The sequence below is a fragment of the Nonomuraea sp. NPDC059007 genome (genome assembly GCF_042740555.1).
GTDB lineage: Bacteria > Actinomycetota > Actinomycetes > Streptosporangiales > Streptosporangiaceae > Nonomuraea.
Genome location: NZ_JBHYJD010000054.1, coordinates 36,697 through 52,606, shown reverse-complemented (window position 1 = coordinate 52,606; position 15,910 = coordinate 36,697). Strand labels below are relative to the sequence as shown.

Sequence of the window (15,910 nt, the reverse complement as noted above, 5' to 3'; positions counted from 1 at the left end):
GGAACCTCGCCGCCTCTGGACGTATATGAACTGGCCTGTCGTTGATCTGGACCCGGTGCGGCGCCTGCACGCGCTGGCCGCCGCCATCCCGGGCGCGCATGTCGCCGAGCGCGTCATCCCCGCCCCCTTCGAGCGGATCTGGGAGGTGGCCAGCGACCTGGAGCGAGAGTTCGGCACGTTCGAGCCGGACCTGCGGCACCTGCGGATCGTCGCCGACGACGGCCACGGGCGGCTGGTCGCAAAGGCTCGCAGCAGGTACGGCATGCGCGCCCGGTTCGCCGTCGACCTGCGACCGGGCTGGTGCTGGATGCAGTCCAGGTTCCTGCTGGTCGGCCTGGCGGCGACGGCCGTACCCGGTGGCACGCTCGTCGCGCAGACCGGAGGCCTTCGTGTGCCGGGACAGTCCGCGCTGGTGCCGCTGGGCGTGCGGTCGGCCGGGCGTAAGGCGCTGGCGCGGCTGGCCGCCCGGATCGAGGAGCGGGCCCGGTGACGGCCGAACTGGTCCTGGCCGCACAGCGCGGGGACACCATGGCGATGAGCGACCTGCTGAACGAGCTGACGCCGTACCTCGGCCGGATCTGCGGCCCCATCGCGCTCGACAGCGGACCCGACGCCGTCCAGGAGGCGCTGATCGCCGTCTTCAAGAACCTGCGCGGGCTGCGTGAGCCCGAGGCGCTGTACGGCTGGGCGCGGGCGATAGCCGTACGGGAAGCGGTGAGAATCGCCAGACGCGACGGCCGCGCCAGGCCCGCGGAGCTGGCCGAGCTGCCGTCGCGGCAGGACGTGGAGAGCGCGGTGGACATCCGCGACGTCCTGGAACGGCTCTCGCCCGAGCACCGGGCCGTGCTGATGCTGCGTGACCTCGAAGGATTGGAGGAGGCGGCGGCCGCCCGGCTGCTGGAGGTGCCCGTGGGCACGGTCAAGTCGAGGCTGGCGCGGGCACGACGGAGTTTCCGCCAGGCCTGGCAGTCCTGAGGGAACGTCGGCCGTCCGGCCGGTGCCGTCAGATTCTGAATAATGCTTACGTATTCGCCGGGAGAACAATTTCCGCTTGGTGCGCGATTACTTGATGGTCCGGAAGATGAACGGCGCGACCAGTCCGATCAGAGCCAGGGCCTCGGTGAGGACGAAGCCGAGAAGCATGTTCTGGCGGATCAGCCCATAGGCTTCGGGCTGGCGGGCGATGGCCTGCACACCCTGGCCGAAGATGATGCCCACGCCGATGCCGGGGCCGATGGCGGCAAGGCCGTACCCTATGGCGGTGACATTGCCGGAGATCTGAGCGAGAACACTCATGGTGTCGCCTTTCTGGACGTCCGGTGAAGCAGATTTAGTGATATTTCCTCACATAAGGGCTCTGAAGAGAAATGTTCAGATGCTCCAATGTGACGGGAAATTGCTCGTCAATCGACGCGCTAGACAAGTCAATGCAGTTCGTTCATAAACGCCACGGCGATACTCGCGGCAAGGCTGATGCGGTTAGCATGAAGCGGGATCGGGGATCGTGGCGGCCCACGGCGATGAAGAGAGATCTCTGCATGCGTACGAGCCCGCGCAAGCTTCGCAACACTCTGAGCTGGTACGCGTTCGGCTTCTCCTGCGTGGTGACTCTGCTCGCCGCGGTGCTCATGGTGATCTTCGACCCGGGTCTCACCACGGCGGCGGTACTCTCCGCGATCGGCCTCAACCTGATCGCGTCCGTGGTCTTCGCCGTCGTGTTCACCATCCTGAGCTCCCAGGTGCAGCAGCGCGGCCTGGAGGAGAACATCGCCCAGCACCTGGACGACATGGCGCTGGGACTGCGCGCCGAGGTGGCCGCCCAGCACAAGGACTTCATGCCCACGGCCACCTATTCACCCTTCGACCCGATCGACGGCACATACGGAGACGCCTTCAACAGGGACATGACCGCGAGCCTGGAGACCACCGGGTTCTACGCCTTCTGCGGGCCGAGCGCCCGGTACGTGCCGGCCCGGCTGACCAGGTCGCGTCACTTCCCGCACCAGGTCCGGGTCGCGATGCTCAGCCCCGGCGACAAACTGGCCATCTCGCGCCGCGCCACCGACAGGACCACCTGGGTCAGGCTGGCGGGCAAGGACAACGCGACGCTCGCGGAGGAGCTTCGCGAAGAGCTCATCATGAGCACGGTCGCGCTCTTCGACTACCGGCACATCTGCCCGGTGGACCTGGTCTACATCGAGGACACGGCGACCTACCGGTTCGAGATCTTCGACGATGCCATCTACCTCTCCTGGTACCACGGCCCGCAGTCGATCTCGAAGGAGATGCCGGAATCCCTCAGGTTCGCCGCCCAGTCCTTCCTCTACCAGTTACTCCGCCTGGACCTCATGCGCAGGTTCGAGATCGTCGAAAGCCGCGTCAGATTCGAGGCCGGTCAGGACGACGCGTTCCTCATCGCCCACCTGACGTCGGTCCTGGGTACCTCGGTGGGGGCCGCCGACCTGCGACGCTGGCGGAAGCAGTACCGGGAGTACACAGCGGACTTCGTCGGCTATCTCGACACCGTCTACTCCGGACTCAAGATCTGACAGGAGGTGTGCGGAGCCCCCTACCGGAGGACCCACCCCCACGGGGAGAACAGGGCACCGCGACGTCACGTCGTGAGACTCACGTCTGGCACCGGCGGCCTTCGTCCGAGCGAGGAAAACATCAGAAAGCGGAAACCCGCCGCGTAGCCAGGTCAGTCCGTGCGCCGGCGGGCCTGGTTCGCCTCGCGGACGATCGTCCAGGTGTCGGCCACCGGACCCAGGTGCCCGAGCTTGTCGGGGTTGATGACCGCGCGGATCGCCTGAACCTGCCCGTCGAGGATGTCGAGCGTCAACGTGTTGACGACCTTGCCGTCCCGGTCCCGGAAGATCGCGCCCGGCTGGCCGTTCACCTCGTGCGGCTCCACGACGCCGCCGATCCGGGCGAACGGCGCGACGATCGCGGCCAGCGTCCTGGCCACGTTCCCTGCGCCGAAGACGCCGTTGCCCCACTGCGGAGCCTTGCCGCCGCTGTCGGCGACCATCTGCACGTCGGCGGCCAGCAGTTCGCGCAGCCCGTCGACGTCACCTTCCCGGAAGGCGTCGAAGAACCGCCCGGCGAGTTCGTTCCGTTCCCGATGATCCGTTTCGAACCGGGCGCGTCCCGCGTCCATGTGACGACGCGCCCGGACGACGAGCTGGCGGCACGCCGCCTCCGACCGTCCCACGGCGGACGCGACCTCGGCGAAACCGAACCCGAACACCTCCCGGAGCACGAAGACCGCCCGTTCGAGCGGGCTGAGCCGTTCCAGCAGGAGCAGGGCCGCCGTCGACAGCGAGTCGGCCAGCTCCGCCGATCGCTCCGGGTCCTCATATGGGTCGGCCAGCAGCGGCTCGGGGAACCAGCGCCCGGCGTACACCTCCCGCCGGACGCGCGCCGAGCGCAGCACGTCGATCGCGATCCGGGACACCGTGGCCGACAGGAACGCCTTGACCGAGACGGGCTGGGTCGGGGACGCCTCGTAACGCAGCCAGGTCTCCTGGACCGCGTCCTCGGCCTCGCTCACACTGCCGAGAATCCGGTAGGCGATCGAGAACAGCAGCGGCCGCAGCTCCACGAACTCCTCCTCCCGCCTCATGCCGGCTCCTCCTTCAAGCCCTGCCGCGGGCCGAGCTCCCGCTTGGCCTTGGCGTCGGAAAGGGCGCTGCCCTCGGTCGTCATGGTCGCCGCCGTACGCCCGGCGGGCCGCCGGGGGATCCGGATCGCCGGGTCCTGCTCGGGTTTCACCCATCCGCAGGTACGCACGCCGTTCCAGGCGCCATAGCTCTGCGCGATGACATGGGGCCCGCCTGCCACGAACATCCGCATGACCATCACCTCCTGTCTCTCCACTACCTGAGACGAGACAGCCCCGCGGCCTGTGACAAGGGAGGTTCCTCCCATGTCACAGAACGACCGGGCTGTCTCGTCCCGGGGAGGACCATCGCCGCCAGGCCATGAAAAGGACGACCCTCATGCGCATCGCAGTCTTCGGGGCCAACGGCCCCACCGGCCGCCTGCTCACCGACCAGGCACTCGCCGCCGGACACCAGGTCACCGCGGTCACCAGGCGGCCGGACTCGTTCCCGCTCCGCCATGATCGGCTGGAGGTGGCCGGCGCCGACGCGCTCGATCCGGCGGCCGTCGACGACGTCGTGGCGGAGCGGGACGCGGTGCTCTCGACGCTCGGGGTACCCGCGGGGAAGCAACCGATCAGCACCTATTCGCGGGGTGTGACGAACATCGCCGCCGCGATGGAACGCCACCGGGTGCGCCGTCTCGTCGTGGTGAGCTCCAGCGGGGTCGCGCCGCGCTCGTACTCCGACGGCGGATTCCTGTTCAACCGCGTGCTGCTGCCGTACGTGACGCGAGTGATGGGAAGGACCCTGTACGACGACATGCGGCGGATGGAGGCGCTGGTCCGCGCCAGCGATCTGGACTGGACGATCGTGCGCCCGAGCGGGCTCTACCACCTGCCGGCGGCCACCGACTACACCCTCGTCGAGGACCACGCGGACGGCAGGTTCACCGCCCGTGCGGACCTGGCCGCGAGCCTGCTGGCCCTCCTGGACGGCGACCGCTACCTGCGTACCACCGTCGGCGTCATCACCACCGTGGACAACCCCAGCCTGCTCCAGTGGATCCGCCGCGAAGCACTCGCGAGGAAGTCCTGACGGCTATCGAGGTACGGCGGCGCAGGGGGCGGGCCGATGGAGGCAGACAGGGCGCCGGCTTCTCGCGTCCAGCACCACCCGATCGGTCAGCGGCTCCGCGAGCCGGACGACGCCCTCGCCCCGCAGGCCGACGCCCGCGCACAGGCCGCCTCCGGTGTGCTCCCGGACCTCGACTCCGAGGACCACGACGTCAGGCCGCTCGTCGGCCCGGAGGCGCACGGACGGAATCGCCCGGCCGCCGCAGACGCCGTACTCGAACGTCACCCGCAGCGTGCGCGCGTCGAGCATCTCGAAGCCGCTGATGTCGGCCGGCAGGTGGTCGCCAACGGCCTTCTCCACGGTGCCGAGCGTGGCGGTGTCGACCGCGGCGTAGTCGACCGGGCCGGGCAGGTTCGAGAAGTACAGCCGCCACGCCGGGACCGTGGCCGTGCCGCGTAAGGTCCGCAAACGCATGGTGGTGAACGTAGCGGCGGTCAACTTGTACGCCTGATCGTCCCGGGCGGACGCCACGTCGGCGAAGGGAGACAGGGCGGCCAGCGCCCGGCGGGCACTGATCACGGGGACCCGCAGGGTGGAGCCGTCGTCCCAGCGGATCCGCGCCTCCTCCGGGGTCACGGGGAGCGGGCCGGTCACGGCGAAGCCGTACTCCTCATCACGGGCGATCCGCTCCTCCACCTCCCGCGACATCTGGCTCAGGCTTTCCATCGGGACGAAGCCGTTCCGCCAGATCTCCGCCGCGCCGCTGGTCCGCCAGATCCAGACGGCACTGGCGGCGTGGTCATCGAAGCTGAGCCGTCCGCTGAGGAAGTTGCCGCCACTGAGAAGAAGGGTCACCGCCAGGAACGTCACCAGTAATCGCAGCATCCGAAGATTATCGCTACGCCTGTGCGTTCTCCGCGGTCGCGCGCAGGGCGTGGAGCTGGCCGGCGTCGGTGCGGCGTACGGCCATGCGGATCAAGGGGGCGAACAGCGTCCAGGGGAATCCGGTCGTGGCGAGGTCGGCGGTCAGGTGGGCGCGGGTACGCGCGTCGTCGTCGAGCGGCTCCAGGCGGTAGACGTATCGGGCGGTGACTCCGCCCTGGATGGTCACGAGTGTGATCGATCGCCCCTCGTCCAGATCGGCGATCTCGCTGGTGCGGGTCTTGCCGCGGGCGTTGAAGATGATCGTCGAGCCGATGCGGGTGCCCGACTCGGCGCGCATCGACTCCACGCCGGTCATCCATCGGGGAGCCCGTTCCCAGTCGGTCAGGATCTGCCACACGTCCCGTGCCGGCCGGTCGATGACGGCGTCGACGGCGAATGCCCGTTTCATGGCCCATAGTGTGCCGCTGGGAGCGGAAGGTGACTTGTACGGAATTCACATCTCGGGGACGAACCCCGGCTCGTTCTGCCCGGTGGCGTACGCGCCGCGCTGGGCGAGCACGTACGCGGACGGCGTCACCCCGCTGTGCCGCTTGAAGTCCCTGATGAAGTGGCTCTGATCGAACCACCCCCATTCGGCGGCCAGCCCGGTCCAGTTCAGGTCGGAGTGCACGTCCACACCCTTCAGGAGCCGCCGCAGGCGGAGGATGCGCGCGAGGGAGCGCGGGGTCAGGCCGATGACGCGCACGAACTCCCGGTCCAGATGGGCGGGGGTGATGCCGAGCTCGGCGGCCAGGCCGGAGATGCGCCGTCGCGGATCGGCCTCCAGCGCGGCGACGGCGGCCGTACATCGTCGCCATCCGGGTGCCGGCGAGAGGCCGGCGCGCAGCGTGGCCTCCACGGAATCGAGGCAGGCGGCGGGGTCCGGGCGGGTGAGCAGTGCGGCGCGCAGCGCACGGGCGGGCGGCCAGACCGTCATCAGGTCCACGACCCGCCCGCGCAGCGGAGCGGGATCGACGCCGAACAGCGCGCGGCAGCCCACCGGCGACGACACCACACCGACGGCGAGCGTCTCGGCGGTCGGGGCATTGATCACCGGCTGGTCATGCGGCCCGGCCAGCCAGCCCTCCGTCGCCACGAACGCCGGGCCGTCGCCGTTGCGCGGCGTCTGCACGATCGGGGACCCGAGGACGAGCACCGCGACCGTGGATCCCGTCGGCGCGATCCGCTCGCGCGGGTACGTCATCCGCCCCCGGGCGAACCACACCGACTCCACGAACGGCTCCAGCACCCCCGCCGGCCGCCGCGTCACGAACTCGAACTCCATGCCCGTCACTATCGCGCCCCGCGGGCCGCCCCGTCACCGCTGTGCGGGTGGGTGGGTAGCGCGCAGTGCGCGGTCCGGTGTTCCAGTCCCAAGCGGGGCGTACCGGCGAGAAGGTCTGCCCGCGGCCCTGCAGGCGGGGACGCGCGCCTTTCTCGCGCGCCACGGCTGCCGGGTGGCCGACGACCCCACACCCGTCTTCAGCACGCTGATCAGCTATGCCGACGCCGCGGACACCGGCTTCGACGCGCCGGCCGAGTTCGCGGCCGCCGCGCGGGAGCGGTTCCACGACACCGCGCAGGTGTACCGGGTGGCGTTGATCCAACTGTGGCGGCAGAGCGGGCTGATGGCGATCGACGAGATCGCGGCGCTGCTGTCGCGGACCGAGAACTGGCAGGACATCGTGGACACCCGGATGGCCGCGCCCGGCGATATCTCGGCCACCTGAAGTAGCGCCACCATGGCCCGTCGCTTGAGGACTGCCCCCAGTTCAGAGCCGGGATCCAGCCACCATCCCACCAGCACTGATCAGCGTCGTTTTCAGACTCCGAGCGCGATCGGCCACACCACAAGCAGGTACGACTCGCCGGGCCGGTTCGACAGTCCAGCGCCGGGCCGCGCCCGCCCGTGGACGCGCAGGCCGTAGCGTCCGGTGCCCTGGTAGGTCAGGTTGGGGGACGGCGTTTCGTCGCGGGTGTGCATGCCCTCGATCTGCATGATGCCGGTCGTGGTGACGAACTCGATCTCCTCCGTCTCCTCCCACCTGGAGGAGATGGGCTCGCGGGGCCTGGACGCATCCCACCGCACGTGAACCCCCACCGCGCCCCGGTTCTTGAGCGTCCTGATGACCACCGCGTCCGGAGCGGCGGCGACCAGGCCCTCCGGCAGCGCCGGTCCGGCGGCGGGCTCCTGGTAGGGGTTGACGATCCGCAGCCGATGCTCGGCCGCCCGCGCGGAGCCCTGGACGGGCGTGGGTGGCAGAGGGGGTACGACGATGTTCCTGATGATGCGCCCCGCTTCGTTTTCCGGCCATGCGTGCTCCTGGGCCCAGCGCCTGATCTCGGCGGACTTGTCCGGAAGCCCCAGTTCTTCCGCGACGCCCACGCCGAGCTTGGCGCACGCCTTCGGCCCCACTTCGATGGGCCAGATCGTGACCAGGTAGAACTCGAACGGCACGTTCGGCACGGCGCAGGGATCGATGTCACGGCCGCGCGCGTGCACACGCATGCCGTAGCGTCCGGGACCATGCGGGGTGAGGTTGGGGAGCGCCTGCGGCAGGTGGCCCATGAGTCCCCGCAACCGTGTCTCGCCCGTGAAACTGATCAGCTCCACGTTCTCCACCTCGTCCCACCCCCGCGCCGTCGTGGCAGGGGGCGCGTCGGCGAGTTGAACCGTGACGTCCACGACTCCGGTGTGTACGCCGGTGAGGATCACCGCCGCTCCGGGGGAGGACGCCGTCAGCCCATTGGGGACGTGGGACGGATGGCCGGCACCCGTGTCGTCGTTCACCAGCATCTGATGATGGCTCACGTGCACGTCCGCTCTCGCGGACGTGGGGGGTTGCGTGCTCATACGGGCGATCTTGACAGGCGGGTCCGACAAGACCGTGGTCCCGCCGGACGGGCCGATGGGAGCACACCACGCCGCCCGGGGAGGTGCGCGGGCTTCACCGGGGCAGGCGTGGCGGTTCACGAGCCGGAGGCCCGTCGTCAGTGGCGGCGCGGCCGGCGCTGGTGAGAAGAGCTCACCTGCCGCGTGAGCCAATTCACCTGCCGTGCCTGTCACAGGGCGGCACGCCAGTCCGTCCAGACGCATGAACGATTCCCCGACCACGCCGGAGATCACCATGGTTGGCCTTGAGAACGCACCGCAGACCGCCGCCGCCCGACCGGCACGCCGGCGCCGCCGGCTCGCGGCCGTGCCGGCGCTGCTGGTGGCCGCGCTGCTGTTCGGCGCCTACGGCTGGCAGCCCGCCGAGGACGGACGGTCCTTCCGCTCGCCCTACCTGGCCCAAGTCGGCTCACGCTACGGCCGACACTCCCATCGCCCGCTTCCACTACGTCCAGGCCGGATCCGGCACGCCGGTGATCCTGCTCTCGCCCGGCGGCACCTCGGTCATCGGCTGGAAGGACCAGCTCGACGTGCTGGCCCGCGACCACACGGTCTACGTGGCCGACCTGCCCGGCCAGGGCTACACCCGGGTGAAGGACCCGGACTTCGCCTACGACCTGGACTCCATGGTCGCCGCCGTCGGCGCGTTCATGGACAGTGTCGGTGTACGGCGGGCCGCGCTGGCCGGCAACTCCTGGAGCGGCGGCTGGGCCCTGGCCTTCGCGCAGCGTCATCCCGAGCGCGTCACCAAGCTCGCCCTGCTGGACGCCACCGGCCTGGACCTGCGGGGCACCCTGATGTGGGAGTCCCTGAAGATCCCCGTGGTCGGCGAGCTGGCCGTCAAGCTGTCCACCGGCAAGTCCACGGTGCGGGGCCTGGCCGAGGGCATGATGGTCAACAAGGGCCGCGTCACCGATCAGCTGGTGGACGAGTGGTGGGCGCCGATGACCTTCCATGACAACATCCGCGCCACCTACCTGCTGGAACGCCGCCTCGACTGGGCACCGACCGAACGCGCTCTCCCCGCCACCAGGACTCCGGCCCTGGTCCTGTGGGGCAGGCAGGACACCGTCCAGCCTGTCGAGCGCGCCCACCGGTTCGCCGACCTGCTCCCGAACGACCAGCTCGTGATCCTGGACGGCTGCGGCCACGCCCCCCAGCTGGACTGCCCGGACCCGGTCAACCGTCACCTCCAGACCTTCTTCGCCGGGTGAGGCAGGATTCGATCACCTGGGCCAGGAGACAGAGCTTCGGGTTGCTCTTCGCGCTCTTCTGGATCCAGCGCACCACCGCCAGATCATCGCCGGTCATGCCGGCCAGCGAGCATCGCAGGATGGGCTTGATCCGGGGCGATCTGGTCACGCGGGCGTAGCGGATCATCGCGCGGTCGGCATCGAGGGCCGGCCTCAGGGCGGAGAGCTCGGGCGGGTGGTGGCGGGCCAGCCGGGGCCCGTACTGGAGGACGTCGAGGAAGGGCCAGGTGAGCAGGTAGTCGCGCAGGCTCGCCCAGTCCTCCCACCCGAGGAAGGCGTCGGCGACGAAGTACCGGTCCTCCGGTGACGCCGGGTTGACGATCGCGAGAACGTCCAGGCCGCGGGCCTCACGCAAGGCCGCGCGGATCGGTTCGCGCAGCGGCGGATGCCGGTAGCCGGCCGCCAGCCGCTCGGTGTCCAGGGCGTCCAGGCGGCCGCTCAGCAGGTCGTGGACCATGTGGCCGCGGAGCGTGGGGGAGCGCTCGATGAGCACGCGGATCGCGCGTGGCAGGCGGGGGGACAGGAGAACCTCGATGAGCAGGTCCGTGTCACCGGCCACGCTCGTGTCGTCCAAGGCCGGGTCGGTGACCTCGCTTCCGTGCCGCAGCAGGTGGGCGGACAGCTCCCGGGTGGGGGCGGCCAGCCACAGTCGCCAGCCGTATCCGCTCGCCTCGGCGTCGAGCCGGGTGTGGTTGCCGAACAACGCCGGCCAGGGTTCTCCGCCGCGCAGCGCCTGGGACCACAGGGCCGCGAGCTCGCCCCCGCGGGCGGTGCGGCACCGATCCCGGGCCAGGTCGGCGGTCGGCTGGTGTTCGCTGCGCCGGGCGGCTTCCACGAGGTCGATGGGCATGGGACGCTTCAGCATCTTGGCGAAGGGTGCGAAGTCCGCATCGTCGCGGCGGAGGCTCTGGCGGAGGAACCAGTCCTCCAGTTCGAGCTGCCGGAGATGCCCGGCGATGATCGGGTCGGGCCACAGGAGCCCGGGGACGGGCGTGGTCACGGACTCGCCGACCTCCAGGAAGCCGTCCCGGTCGCCGACCGCCAGCCGTACCTTGGCGAGGTGTGCGTCGCCATGGGGCGCCAGGTCGCGCGCCGTCAGTTCGCGCAGCAGCGCGAGCGCCGCGTCCGGGTCGCGCCAGTCGGGGTGGAACAGCCTGTCGATCACGTTCTGGTCGCCCCGGGCGATGATCGTCTCCAGCGCGGTGGCGCGTACGGCGGGGATGCCCTGAAGCACCGAGAGCACCAGTTCGTCGTCGATCAGGCCCGTACGCCGCAGCACTTCCCAGATCGCCGGATCGCCACCCGTGCGCCAGCGCCGCCACAACTCACGGATCGCCGCCGGGTCTCCGCGCCTGGCCCGGAAGGACAGCCACCAGATCACCCATCGAGGATGGTGGAGGGAAACGCGGCCGGGCAAGGGGCGGGCTCCGCATCAACCGATCGGTTGATGCCGGAATCCACCGCTCCGCTCTCCGGCCGGACGATCCGCCACCCCCGCTACCCGCGCGATTCTCAAGGCATGCCAACACACCAGGAGCCCGCCCTCCGCACCACCGGACTCCGTAAAGCCTTCGGTGACCACGTGGCCGTCGACGACATCCACCTCACCGTCCCCGCCGGATCCTTCTACGGCCTGGTCGGCCCCAACGGCGCCGGCAAGACCACCACCCTGGCCATGGCGGTCGGCCTGCTCCGCCCCGACGCCGGCAGCGCCGAGATCTTCGGCGTCGACGTCTGGCGCGACACCGTCCGTGCCAAGGAACTGATCGGCGTGCTGCCCGACGGCAACGCCATGCCGGAGCGGCTCACCGGCCGCGAGGTCCTCACCTACCTCGGCCTGCTGCGCGGCATGCGGCCCGCCGTCGTCGCCGAGCGTACCGACGAGCTCCTCCAGATCTTCGAACTCGACTCCGCGGAGCGGACTCTGGTCATCGAGTACTCCACCGGCATGCGCAAGAAGATCGGGCTGGCCGTCGCCCTCCTGCACGCGCCCCGCCTGCTCGTCCTGGACGAGCCCTTCGAGGCGGTCGATCCCGTCTCCGCGGCCACGATCAAGGCCATCCTGCGAAGGTTCGCGGGCAACGGCGGCTCCGTGATCATCTCCAGCCACGTCATGGCCCTCGTCGAGCAGCTCTGCGACCACGTCGGCGTCATCTCCGACGGCCGTGTCGTAGCCGCCGGGCCGCTGGCGGAGGTACGCGGCTCCGCAACCCTGGAGGATGCCTTCGTCGAGCTCGTCGGCGCCCGCGCCGGAGGAACGGAGGGGCTGGCATGGCTCACGGCCTGACCCTCAGCCCGGCCGGTACTCCCGGCCTGGCCGCCCTGGCACAGCACATGGTCCGCATGCGGCTGGCACTCATGCGCAACTCCCTGCGCGGCGACGCCGCCACCAACCTGTACACCGGCGTCTCGGCCGGGCTGATCCTGGCCCTCGGCACCATCGCCGTCGCCGTCCTGTGGCCCGCCTACCTGCCCGTCACCCTGGCCGTCTGGCTCGGCGGCTGGATCTTCGGCCCCATCTTCATCGGGGGCGGCAACGAGGCCCTCCGCCCCGAATACTTCTCCATGCTCCCGGCCACGCCGGGCCGGATCGCGGCGGCGCTGCTCGCCGGAGCCTTCGCGGGCCCCGCACCCGCCATCAATCTCATCGCCCTGCTGTCCCTGCCCGTGTACGGCTGGCGCTTCGGCCCGGCCGGAGTGCTCATCGGCCTGGTGGCGGCGGTCACCACGCTCGTCACCATGGTGATGATCTCCCGCGTCATCGTGGCGCTCATCGGCCTGTTCGTCAGGTCCCGCGCCACCGCGGCCGCCGTCGGCATCGTGACCGGCACCGCGATCGCCCTGTGCAGCAACGGCTGGGCGCCCGTCGCGGCTGTGGGCGGCGCCGACGCCACCGCCGCCTGGTCCGAGGTCCTCGTCCGCGTCCTGCCCTCCGGATGGGGCGTGGCCGCCATCGAAGCCCCGTGGCCCCTGGCCCTCGTCATCCTCGTCGCCGGCGCCGGCGTGATCGCCCTCCTCCTGGCCGCATGGGCCGGCCTGCTGTCGCGGCGTGTCGTCTCGGCCGCACGCGGCGGCGTACCGCCCCGCCGGGGCACGCCTCGCCCCCTCCCCAGCACCGGTGGCGCCCGCATCACGGCCGCCAAGGAACTGCGCGCCTGGTGGCGTGACCTCGTCCGCATCCAGCTGCTCGCCACCGCCTTCTCCTTCGCCGTCGTCACCCCCGTCCTGCTCCTGGCCCTCGACGTCTGGATCATGGTGCCCTTCATGGGGCTCATCGCGATCGTGATGGCCGCCGCGTCCTCGGCCAACCTCTACGGCGCCGACGGGACCGCCCTCTGGCTCACCCTCATGACCCCCGGCGCGGAACGCGCCGACGTGCGCGGGCGCCAGCTGGCCTGGCTCCTCATCGTCGGCCCCGCCGCCGTGCTCCTCTCCCTGGCCGGCACCCTCGTCAGCGGCCTGAGCTGGGCCTGGCCGTGGGTCCTCGGTCTGCTCCCCGCCCTGCTCGGCGGCGGCGCCGGGGTCATCGTCCTGCTCGCCGTCACCTCGCTCGTCCCCGGCACCGACCCGCACAAGCGCGGCGGCAACCCGCTCAGCACCGGCGCTGACGAAACCGCCGAAACCAGCCTCGCCTGGCTCGTGCTCCTCGCGGTTCCCGCCACCGCCCTGCCCGCGGCCGGCGCCATCCTCCTGCACCCCTGGGCCGGCATCGCCACCGGCGTGCTGACCGGCGCCCTCAGCGCCTGGGGCCTCGGCAGGATCGCGTACCGCAGACTCGAGAACCACGGGATCGATCTGCTCAACCTCATGAAGCACGGCCCGTCACCCCAGGCCGGCAAACCGACCACCGCGGACCTCCCGATCCAGCACCGCATCGGCGTCACGGTCAGCTACACCATCGCCTGGCTGCCCCTGTTCCCCCAGGGCATCGTGCCGCTGATCATGAAGATCTTCGGCATCGGGGATCCCGGGTGGTTCCTCGCCCTTCATCTCCCGCCGATCTGGCAATGGCCCACGATCATCTTCATGATCGCCCTGGGGCTGCTCCTGTACGGCTACGCCATCCTCATCCCCATGCGCCTAAGCTCATCCTCGACCGTCACGACCAGCTAAAACCCCATCCGTACCCCAGAGGAGGGCCACGTCCCGGATGAACGACCCCTTCCCGCTCTCCACCTGGGAACGACGCTTCGAGCGCATTGTCGAGATCGTCCCCTTTCTCACCCTCGCCGCTGCCCTGGTCATCAGCCTCGCCTCACCCGAGCGGCCCGAGGGTGGGATCCTCCGCACCCTCGCGCTCGCCGCCCTGGCCCTCGCCTGGATTCTCGGCGCCCACACCCTTCTGCCCGCCGCCGTACGCCGGCGCAGGAGCTTCGTCACCGTTCACTTCGCCGGCGTGCTGGCCACCGCCGCGCTCCTGACCTTCCACGACCCCATCTTCATCATCTACTGCATCTCCGGCTTCTTCCTCGCCGGCCACTTCGCCCCCTCCAAGTGGACCTTCGCCGCCGTCGCCGCCACCTCCTTCGTCCTGTACGGCTCGTCGCTCGACTGGACCCAGGCCACCATCCAGCTCGTCTCCTTCCACCTGGCGATCATCGCCGTGCAGACCGTCGCCATCGGCGGCGGCCAGATCGCGGGCATCAGGATCGAGGAGCGGCAGCGCAAATATCGAAAGGCGGTCAGCGACCTCCAGACCGCCCTGGAGGAGAACGCCGACCTCCACGCCCAGCTCCTCACCCAAGCCCACCAGGCCGGCATCCTCGACGAACGCCAGCGCATGGCCCGCGAAATCCACGACACCCTCGCCCAGGGCCTCACCGGCATCATCACCCAGCTACGCGCCGCCCAGCGCGTCGAGGACTCCGACACCCACGTCGAACTCGCGCTCGACCTCGCCAGGGAAAGCCTGACCGAGGCCCGTCGCTCCGTCGCCGCCCTGCAGCCCCACCAGCTCGAGGACGCCCACCTTCCCGAGGCCATGGCCACCCTGGCCCGCAACTGGACCCAGACCACCGGCGTCGATCTCCACGTCGAGGTGACCGGCGACCGCGTCCCCCTCAGCCCCGCCATCGAGGTCACCCTGTTCCGCGTCGCCCAGGAAGCTCTCGCCAACGTCGCCAAGCACGCGGGCGCCACCCGCGCCGGCCTCACCCTCTCCTACACCGGTGCCGTCGTCCTGCTCGACATCCGCGACGACGGCACCGGCATCCACAACCCCAGCGGCAAGGGATTCGGCCTCAGCAGCATGAGACAACGCCTGCGCGGCGTCGGCGGCACCCTCGAAATCGAGAGCACGCCCGGCGAGGGCACCGCCGTCAGCGCCACCGTTCCCGCACTCCAAGGAAACCCCCGATGATCCGCCTCCTCATCGTCGATGACCACCCGATCGTCCGCGACGGCCTGCGCGCCGCCTTCGAAGCCGAGCCCGACATCCACGTCGCCGGCGAGGCCGCCAACGGCCGCGAAGGCATCGACCGCGCCGCCGTACTCGAGGTCGACATCGTCCTCATGGACCTGCGCATGCCCGAAATGGACGGCGTCAGCGCCATCACCGCCCTGCGCCACTCCCATCCCCACATCAAGGTCCTCGTCCTGACCACCTTCGACGGCGACTCCGACGTCCTGCCCGCCATCGAAGCCGGCGCCACCGGCTACCTCCTCAAGGACGCCCCCACCGACGAACTCCTGCGTGCCGTACGTGCCGCCGCCGCGGGTGAGCCGGTCCTGTCGCCGTCGGTCGCCGGCCGCCTGATGGGCCAGGTACGCCGGCCGGTCAAGGCCGCCCTCACCGACCGCGAACTCCAGGTCCTCGCCCTCGTCGCGGACGGCGCCTCCAACCGCCAGGCGGCCGCCAAACTCTTCATCAGCGAGGCCAGCATCAAGACCCACCTGCTGCACATCTACGACAAGCTCGGCGTCCGCGACCGCGCCGCCGCCGTCGGCGAGGGCTATCGGCGGGGCCTGCTCAGCTAGCCGGCCGGACCCTGACGGTCTGGGAGGCTCGGGCCCGGGAGGAGCCGTTGCAGCGCACCGAGGTTCCGGTGAAGATCAGGGCGGTCGAGCAGTTCTCGTCGTCGGTGACGGTGACGGTCGCGGTGAATCTGCCCGGTCGCCGGTAGGCATGGGTGGATGCGGGGCCGCCGTCGCGCAGGGTGGTG

19 protein-coding genes are annotated in these 15,910 nt (G+C 70.5%); 10 read left to right on the top strand and 9 right to left on the bottom strand.

Annotated elements, in window-relative coordinates; translation table 11 throughout:
- Positions 1–25: 25 nt before the first annotated feature.
- Both ACFWY5_RS48825 and ACFWY5_RS48820 read left to right on the top strand, forming a co-directional pair.
- A complete protein-coding gene (locus ACFWY5_RS48825) occupies positions 26–490 on the top strand; it encodes a hypothetical protein (RefSeq protein ID WP_379639009.1) in 465 nt (154 codons plus the stop codon).
- Entirely contained in the window at positions 487–975 is a 489-nt protein-coding gene (locus ACFWY5_RS48820) for an RNA polymerase sigma factor (protein WP_379612605.1), read from the top strand. The genes ACFWY5_RS48825 and ACFWY5_RS48820 overlap by 4 nt, the downstream gene beginning before the upstream one ends.
- Positions 976–1,062: 87 nt before the next feature.
- On the opposite strand, the gene atpE is transcribed toward ACFWY5_RS48820, so the two are convergent.
- Positions 1,063–1,296: an ATP synthase F0 subunit C gene (gene atpE / locus ACFWY5_RS48815; protein ID WP_379612604.1), complete on the bottom strand. Its 234-nt coding sequence runs from the start codon at positions 1,294–1,296 to the stop codon at positions 1,063–1,065.
- 242 nt (positions 1,297–1,538) lie between these two features.
- On the opposite strand from atpE, the gene ACFWY5_RS48810 reads away from it, so the two are divergent.
- On the top strand, positions 1,539–2,549 hold the full coding sequence (locus tag ACFWY5_RS48810) for a hypothetical protein (protein ID WP_379639008.1): 1,011 nt from the start codon (positions 1,539–1,541) through the stop codon (positions 2,547–2,549).
- Between the two features lie 152 nt (positions 2,550–2,701).
- Here ACFWY5_RS48810 and ACFWY5_RS48805 read toward each other — a convergent pair whose 3' ends face one another.
- Positions 2,702–3,625, bottom strand: a complete 924-nt coding sequence (locus ACFWY5_RS48805; protein ID WP_379639007.1) for an RNA polymerase sigma-70 factor — start codon at positions 3,623–3,625, stop codon at positions 2,702–2,704.
- Positions 3,622–3,855: a hypothetical protein gene (locus ACFWY5_RS48800; RefSeq protein ID WP_379639006.1), complete on the bottom strand. Its 234-nt coding sequence runs from the start codon at positions 3,853–3,855 to the stop codon at positions 3,622–3,624. Before ACFWY5_RS48800 ends, ACFWY5_RS48805 begins: the two co-directional genes overlap by 4 nt.
- A gap of 146 nt (positions 3,856–4,001) precedes the next feature.
- Here ACFWY5_RS48800 and ACFWY5_RS48795 point away from each other — a divergent pair, with 146 nt between their 5' ends.
- Positions 4,002–4,700, top strand: coding sequence for an NAD(P)-dependent oxidoreductase (locus ACFWY5_RS48795; protein ID WP_379639005.1), 699 nt, complete (start codon positions 4,002–4,004; stop codon positions 4,698–4,700).
- Positions 4,701–4,703: 3 nt separating this feature from the next.
- Here the strand turns inward: ACFWY5_RS48795 and ACFWY5_RS48790 are convergent, their stop codons facing one another.
- From ACFWY5_RS48790 to ACFWY5_RS48780, 3 genes are read right to left on the bottom strand one after another with little or no spacing between them, the layout of a single operon-like run.
- The gene (locus tag ACFWY5_RS48790; RefSeq protein WP_379639004.1) at positions 4,704–5,564 is read right to left on the bottom strand and encodes a hypothetical protein; all 861 of its coding nucleotides are present in this window, start codon (positions 5,562–5,564) and stop codon (positions 4,704–4,706) included.
- Positions 5,565–5,577: 13 nt separating this feature from the next.
- Positions 5,578–6,012 (bottom strand): SRPBCC family protein, encoded by a 435-nt coding sequence (locus ACFWY5_RS48785; protein ID WP_379639002.1) that lies wholly within the window; start codon positions 6,010–6,012, stop codon positions 5,578–5,580.
- Between the two features lie 45 nt (positions 6,013–6,057).
- Complete coding sequence (locus tag ACFWY5_RS48780) at positions 6,058–6,888, bottom strand: helix-turn-helix domain-containing protein (RefSeq protein ID WP_379612597.1); 831 nt, start codon at positions 6,886–6,888, stop codon at positions 6,058–6,060.
- 172 nt (positions 6,889–7,060) lie between these two features.
- On the opposite strand from ACFWY5_RS48780, the gene ACFWY5_RS48775 reads away from it, so the two are divergent.
- Entirely contained in the window at positions 7,061–7,333 is a 273-nt protein-coding gene (locus tag ACFWY5_RS48775; protein ID WP_379639001.1) for a hypothetical protein, read from the top strand.
- Positions 7,334–7,425: 92 nt separating this feature from the next.
- On the opposite strand, the gene ACFWY5_RS48770 is transcribed toward ACFWY5_RS48775, so the two are convergent.
- On the bottom strand, positions 7,426–8,457 hold the full coding sequence (locus ACFWY5_RS48770) for a hypothetical protein (protein ID WP_379639000.1): 1,032 nt from the start codon (positions 8,455–8,457) through the stop codon (positions 7,426–7,428).
- A 512-nt stretch (positions 8,458–8,969) separates the two neighbouring features.
- Between ACFWY5_RS48770 and ACFWY5_RS48765 the strand changes: the two genes are divergently transcribed.
- A complete protein-coding gene (locus ACFWY5_RS48765; protein WP_379638999.1) occupies positions 8,970–9,710 on the top strand; it encodes an alpha/beta fold hydrolase in 741 nt (246 codons plus the stop codon).
- On the opposite strand, the gene ACFWY5_RS48760 is transcribed toward ACFWY5_RS48765, so the two are convergent.
- The gene (locus ACFWY5_RS48760) at positions 9,676–11,130 is read right to left on the bottom strand and encodes a hypothetical protein (RefSeq protein ID WP_379638998.1); all 1,455 of its coding nucleotides are present in this window, start codon (positions 11,128–11,130) and stop codon (positions 9,676–9,678) included. The genes ACFWY5_RS48765 and ACFWY5_RS48760 overlap by 35 nt on opposite strands.
- 138 nt (positions 11,131–11,268) lie before the next feature.
- Between ACFWY5_RS48760 and ACFWY5_RS48755 the strand changes: the two genes are divergently transcribed.
- The 4 genes from ACFWY5_RS48755 to ACFWY5_RS48740 are packed head-to-tail and all read left to right on the top strand — an operon-like array spanning position 11,269 to position 15,725.
- A complete protein-coding gene (locus ACFWY5_RS48755) occupies positions 11,269–12,036 on the top strand; it encodes an ABC transporter ATP-binding protein (RefSeq protein WP_379612592.1) in 768 nt (255 codons plus the stop codon).
- Positions 12,021–13,862: a hypothetical protein gene (locus tag ACFWY5_RS48750; RefSeq protein WP_379638997.1), complete on the top strand. Its 1,842-nt coding sequence runs from the start codon at positions 12,021–12,023 to the stop codon at positions 13,860–13,862. Before ACFWY5_RS48755 ends, ACFWY5_RS48750 begins: the two co-directional genes overlap by 16 nt.
- A gap of 37 nt (positions 13,863–13,899) precedes the next feature.
- On the top strand, positions 13,900–15,108 hold the full coding sequence (locus ACFWY5_RS48745) for a sensor histidine kinase (protein ID WP_379638996.1): 1,209 nt from the start codon (positions 13,900–13,902) through the stop codon (positions 15,106–15,108).
- Complete coding sequence (locus ACFWY5_RS48740; RefSeq protein WP_379612589.1) at positions 15,105–15,725, top strand: response regulator; 621 nt, start codon at positions 15,105–15,107, stop codon at positions 15,723–15,725. Before ACFWY5_RS48745 ends, ACFWY5_RS48740 begins: the two co-directional genes overlap by 4 nt.
- Here the strand turns inward: ACFWY5_RS48740 and ACFWY5_RS48735 are convergent.
- Positions 15,718–15,903: a PKD domain-containing protein gene (locus tag ACFWY5_RS48735; RefSeq protein WP_379639027.1), complete on the bottom strand. Its 186-nt coding sequence runs from the start codon at positions 15,901–15,903 to the stop codon at positions 15,718–15,720. The two genes, ACFWY5_RS48740 and ACFWY5_RS48735, sit on opposite strands and share 8 nt — an antisense overlap.
- Positions 15,904–15,910: the final 7 nt, after the last annotated feature.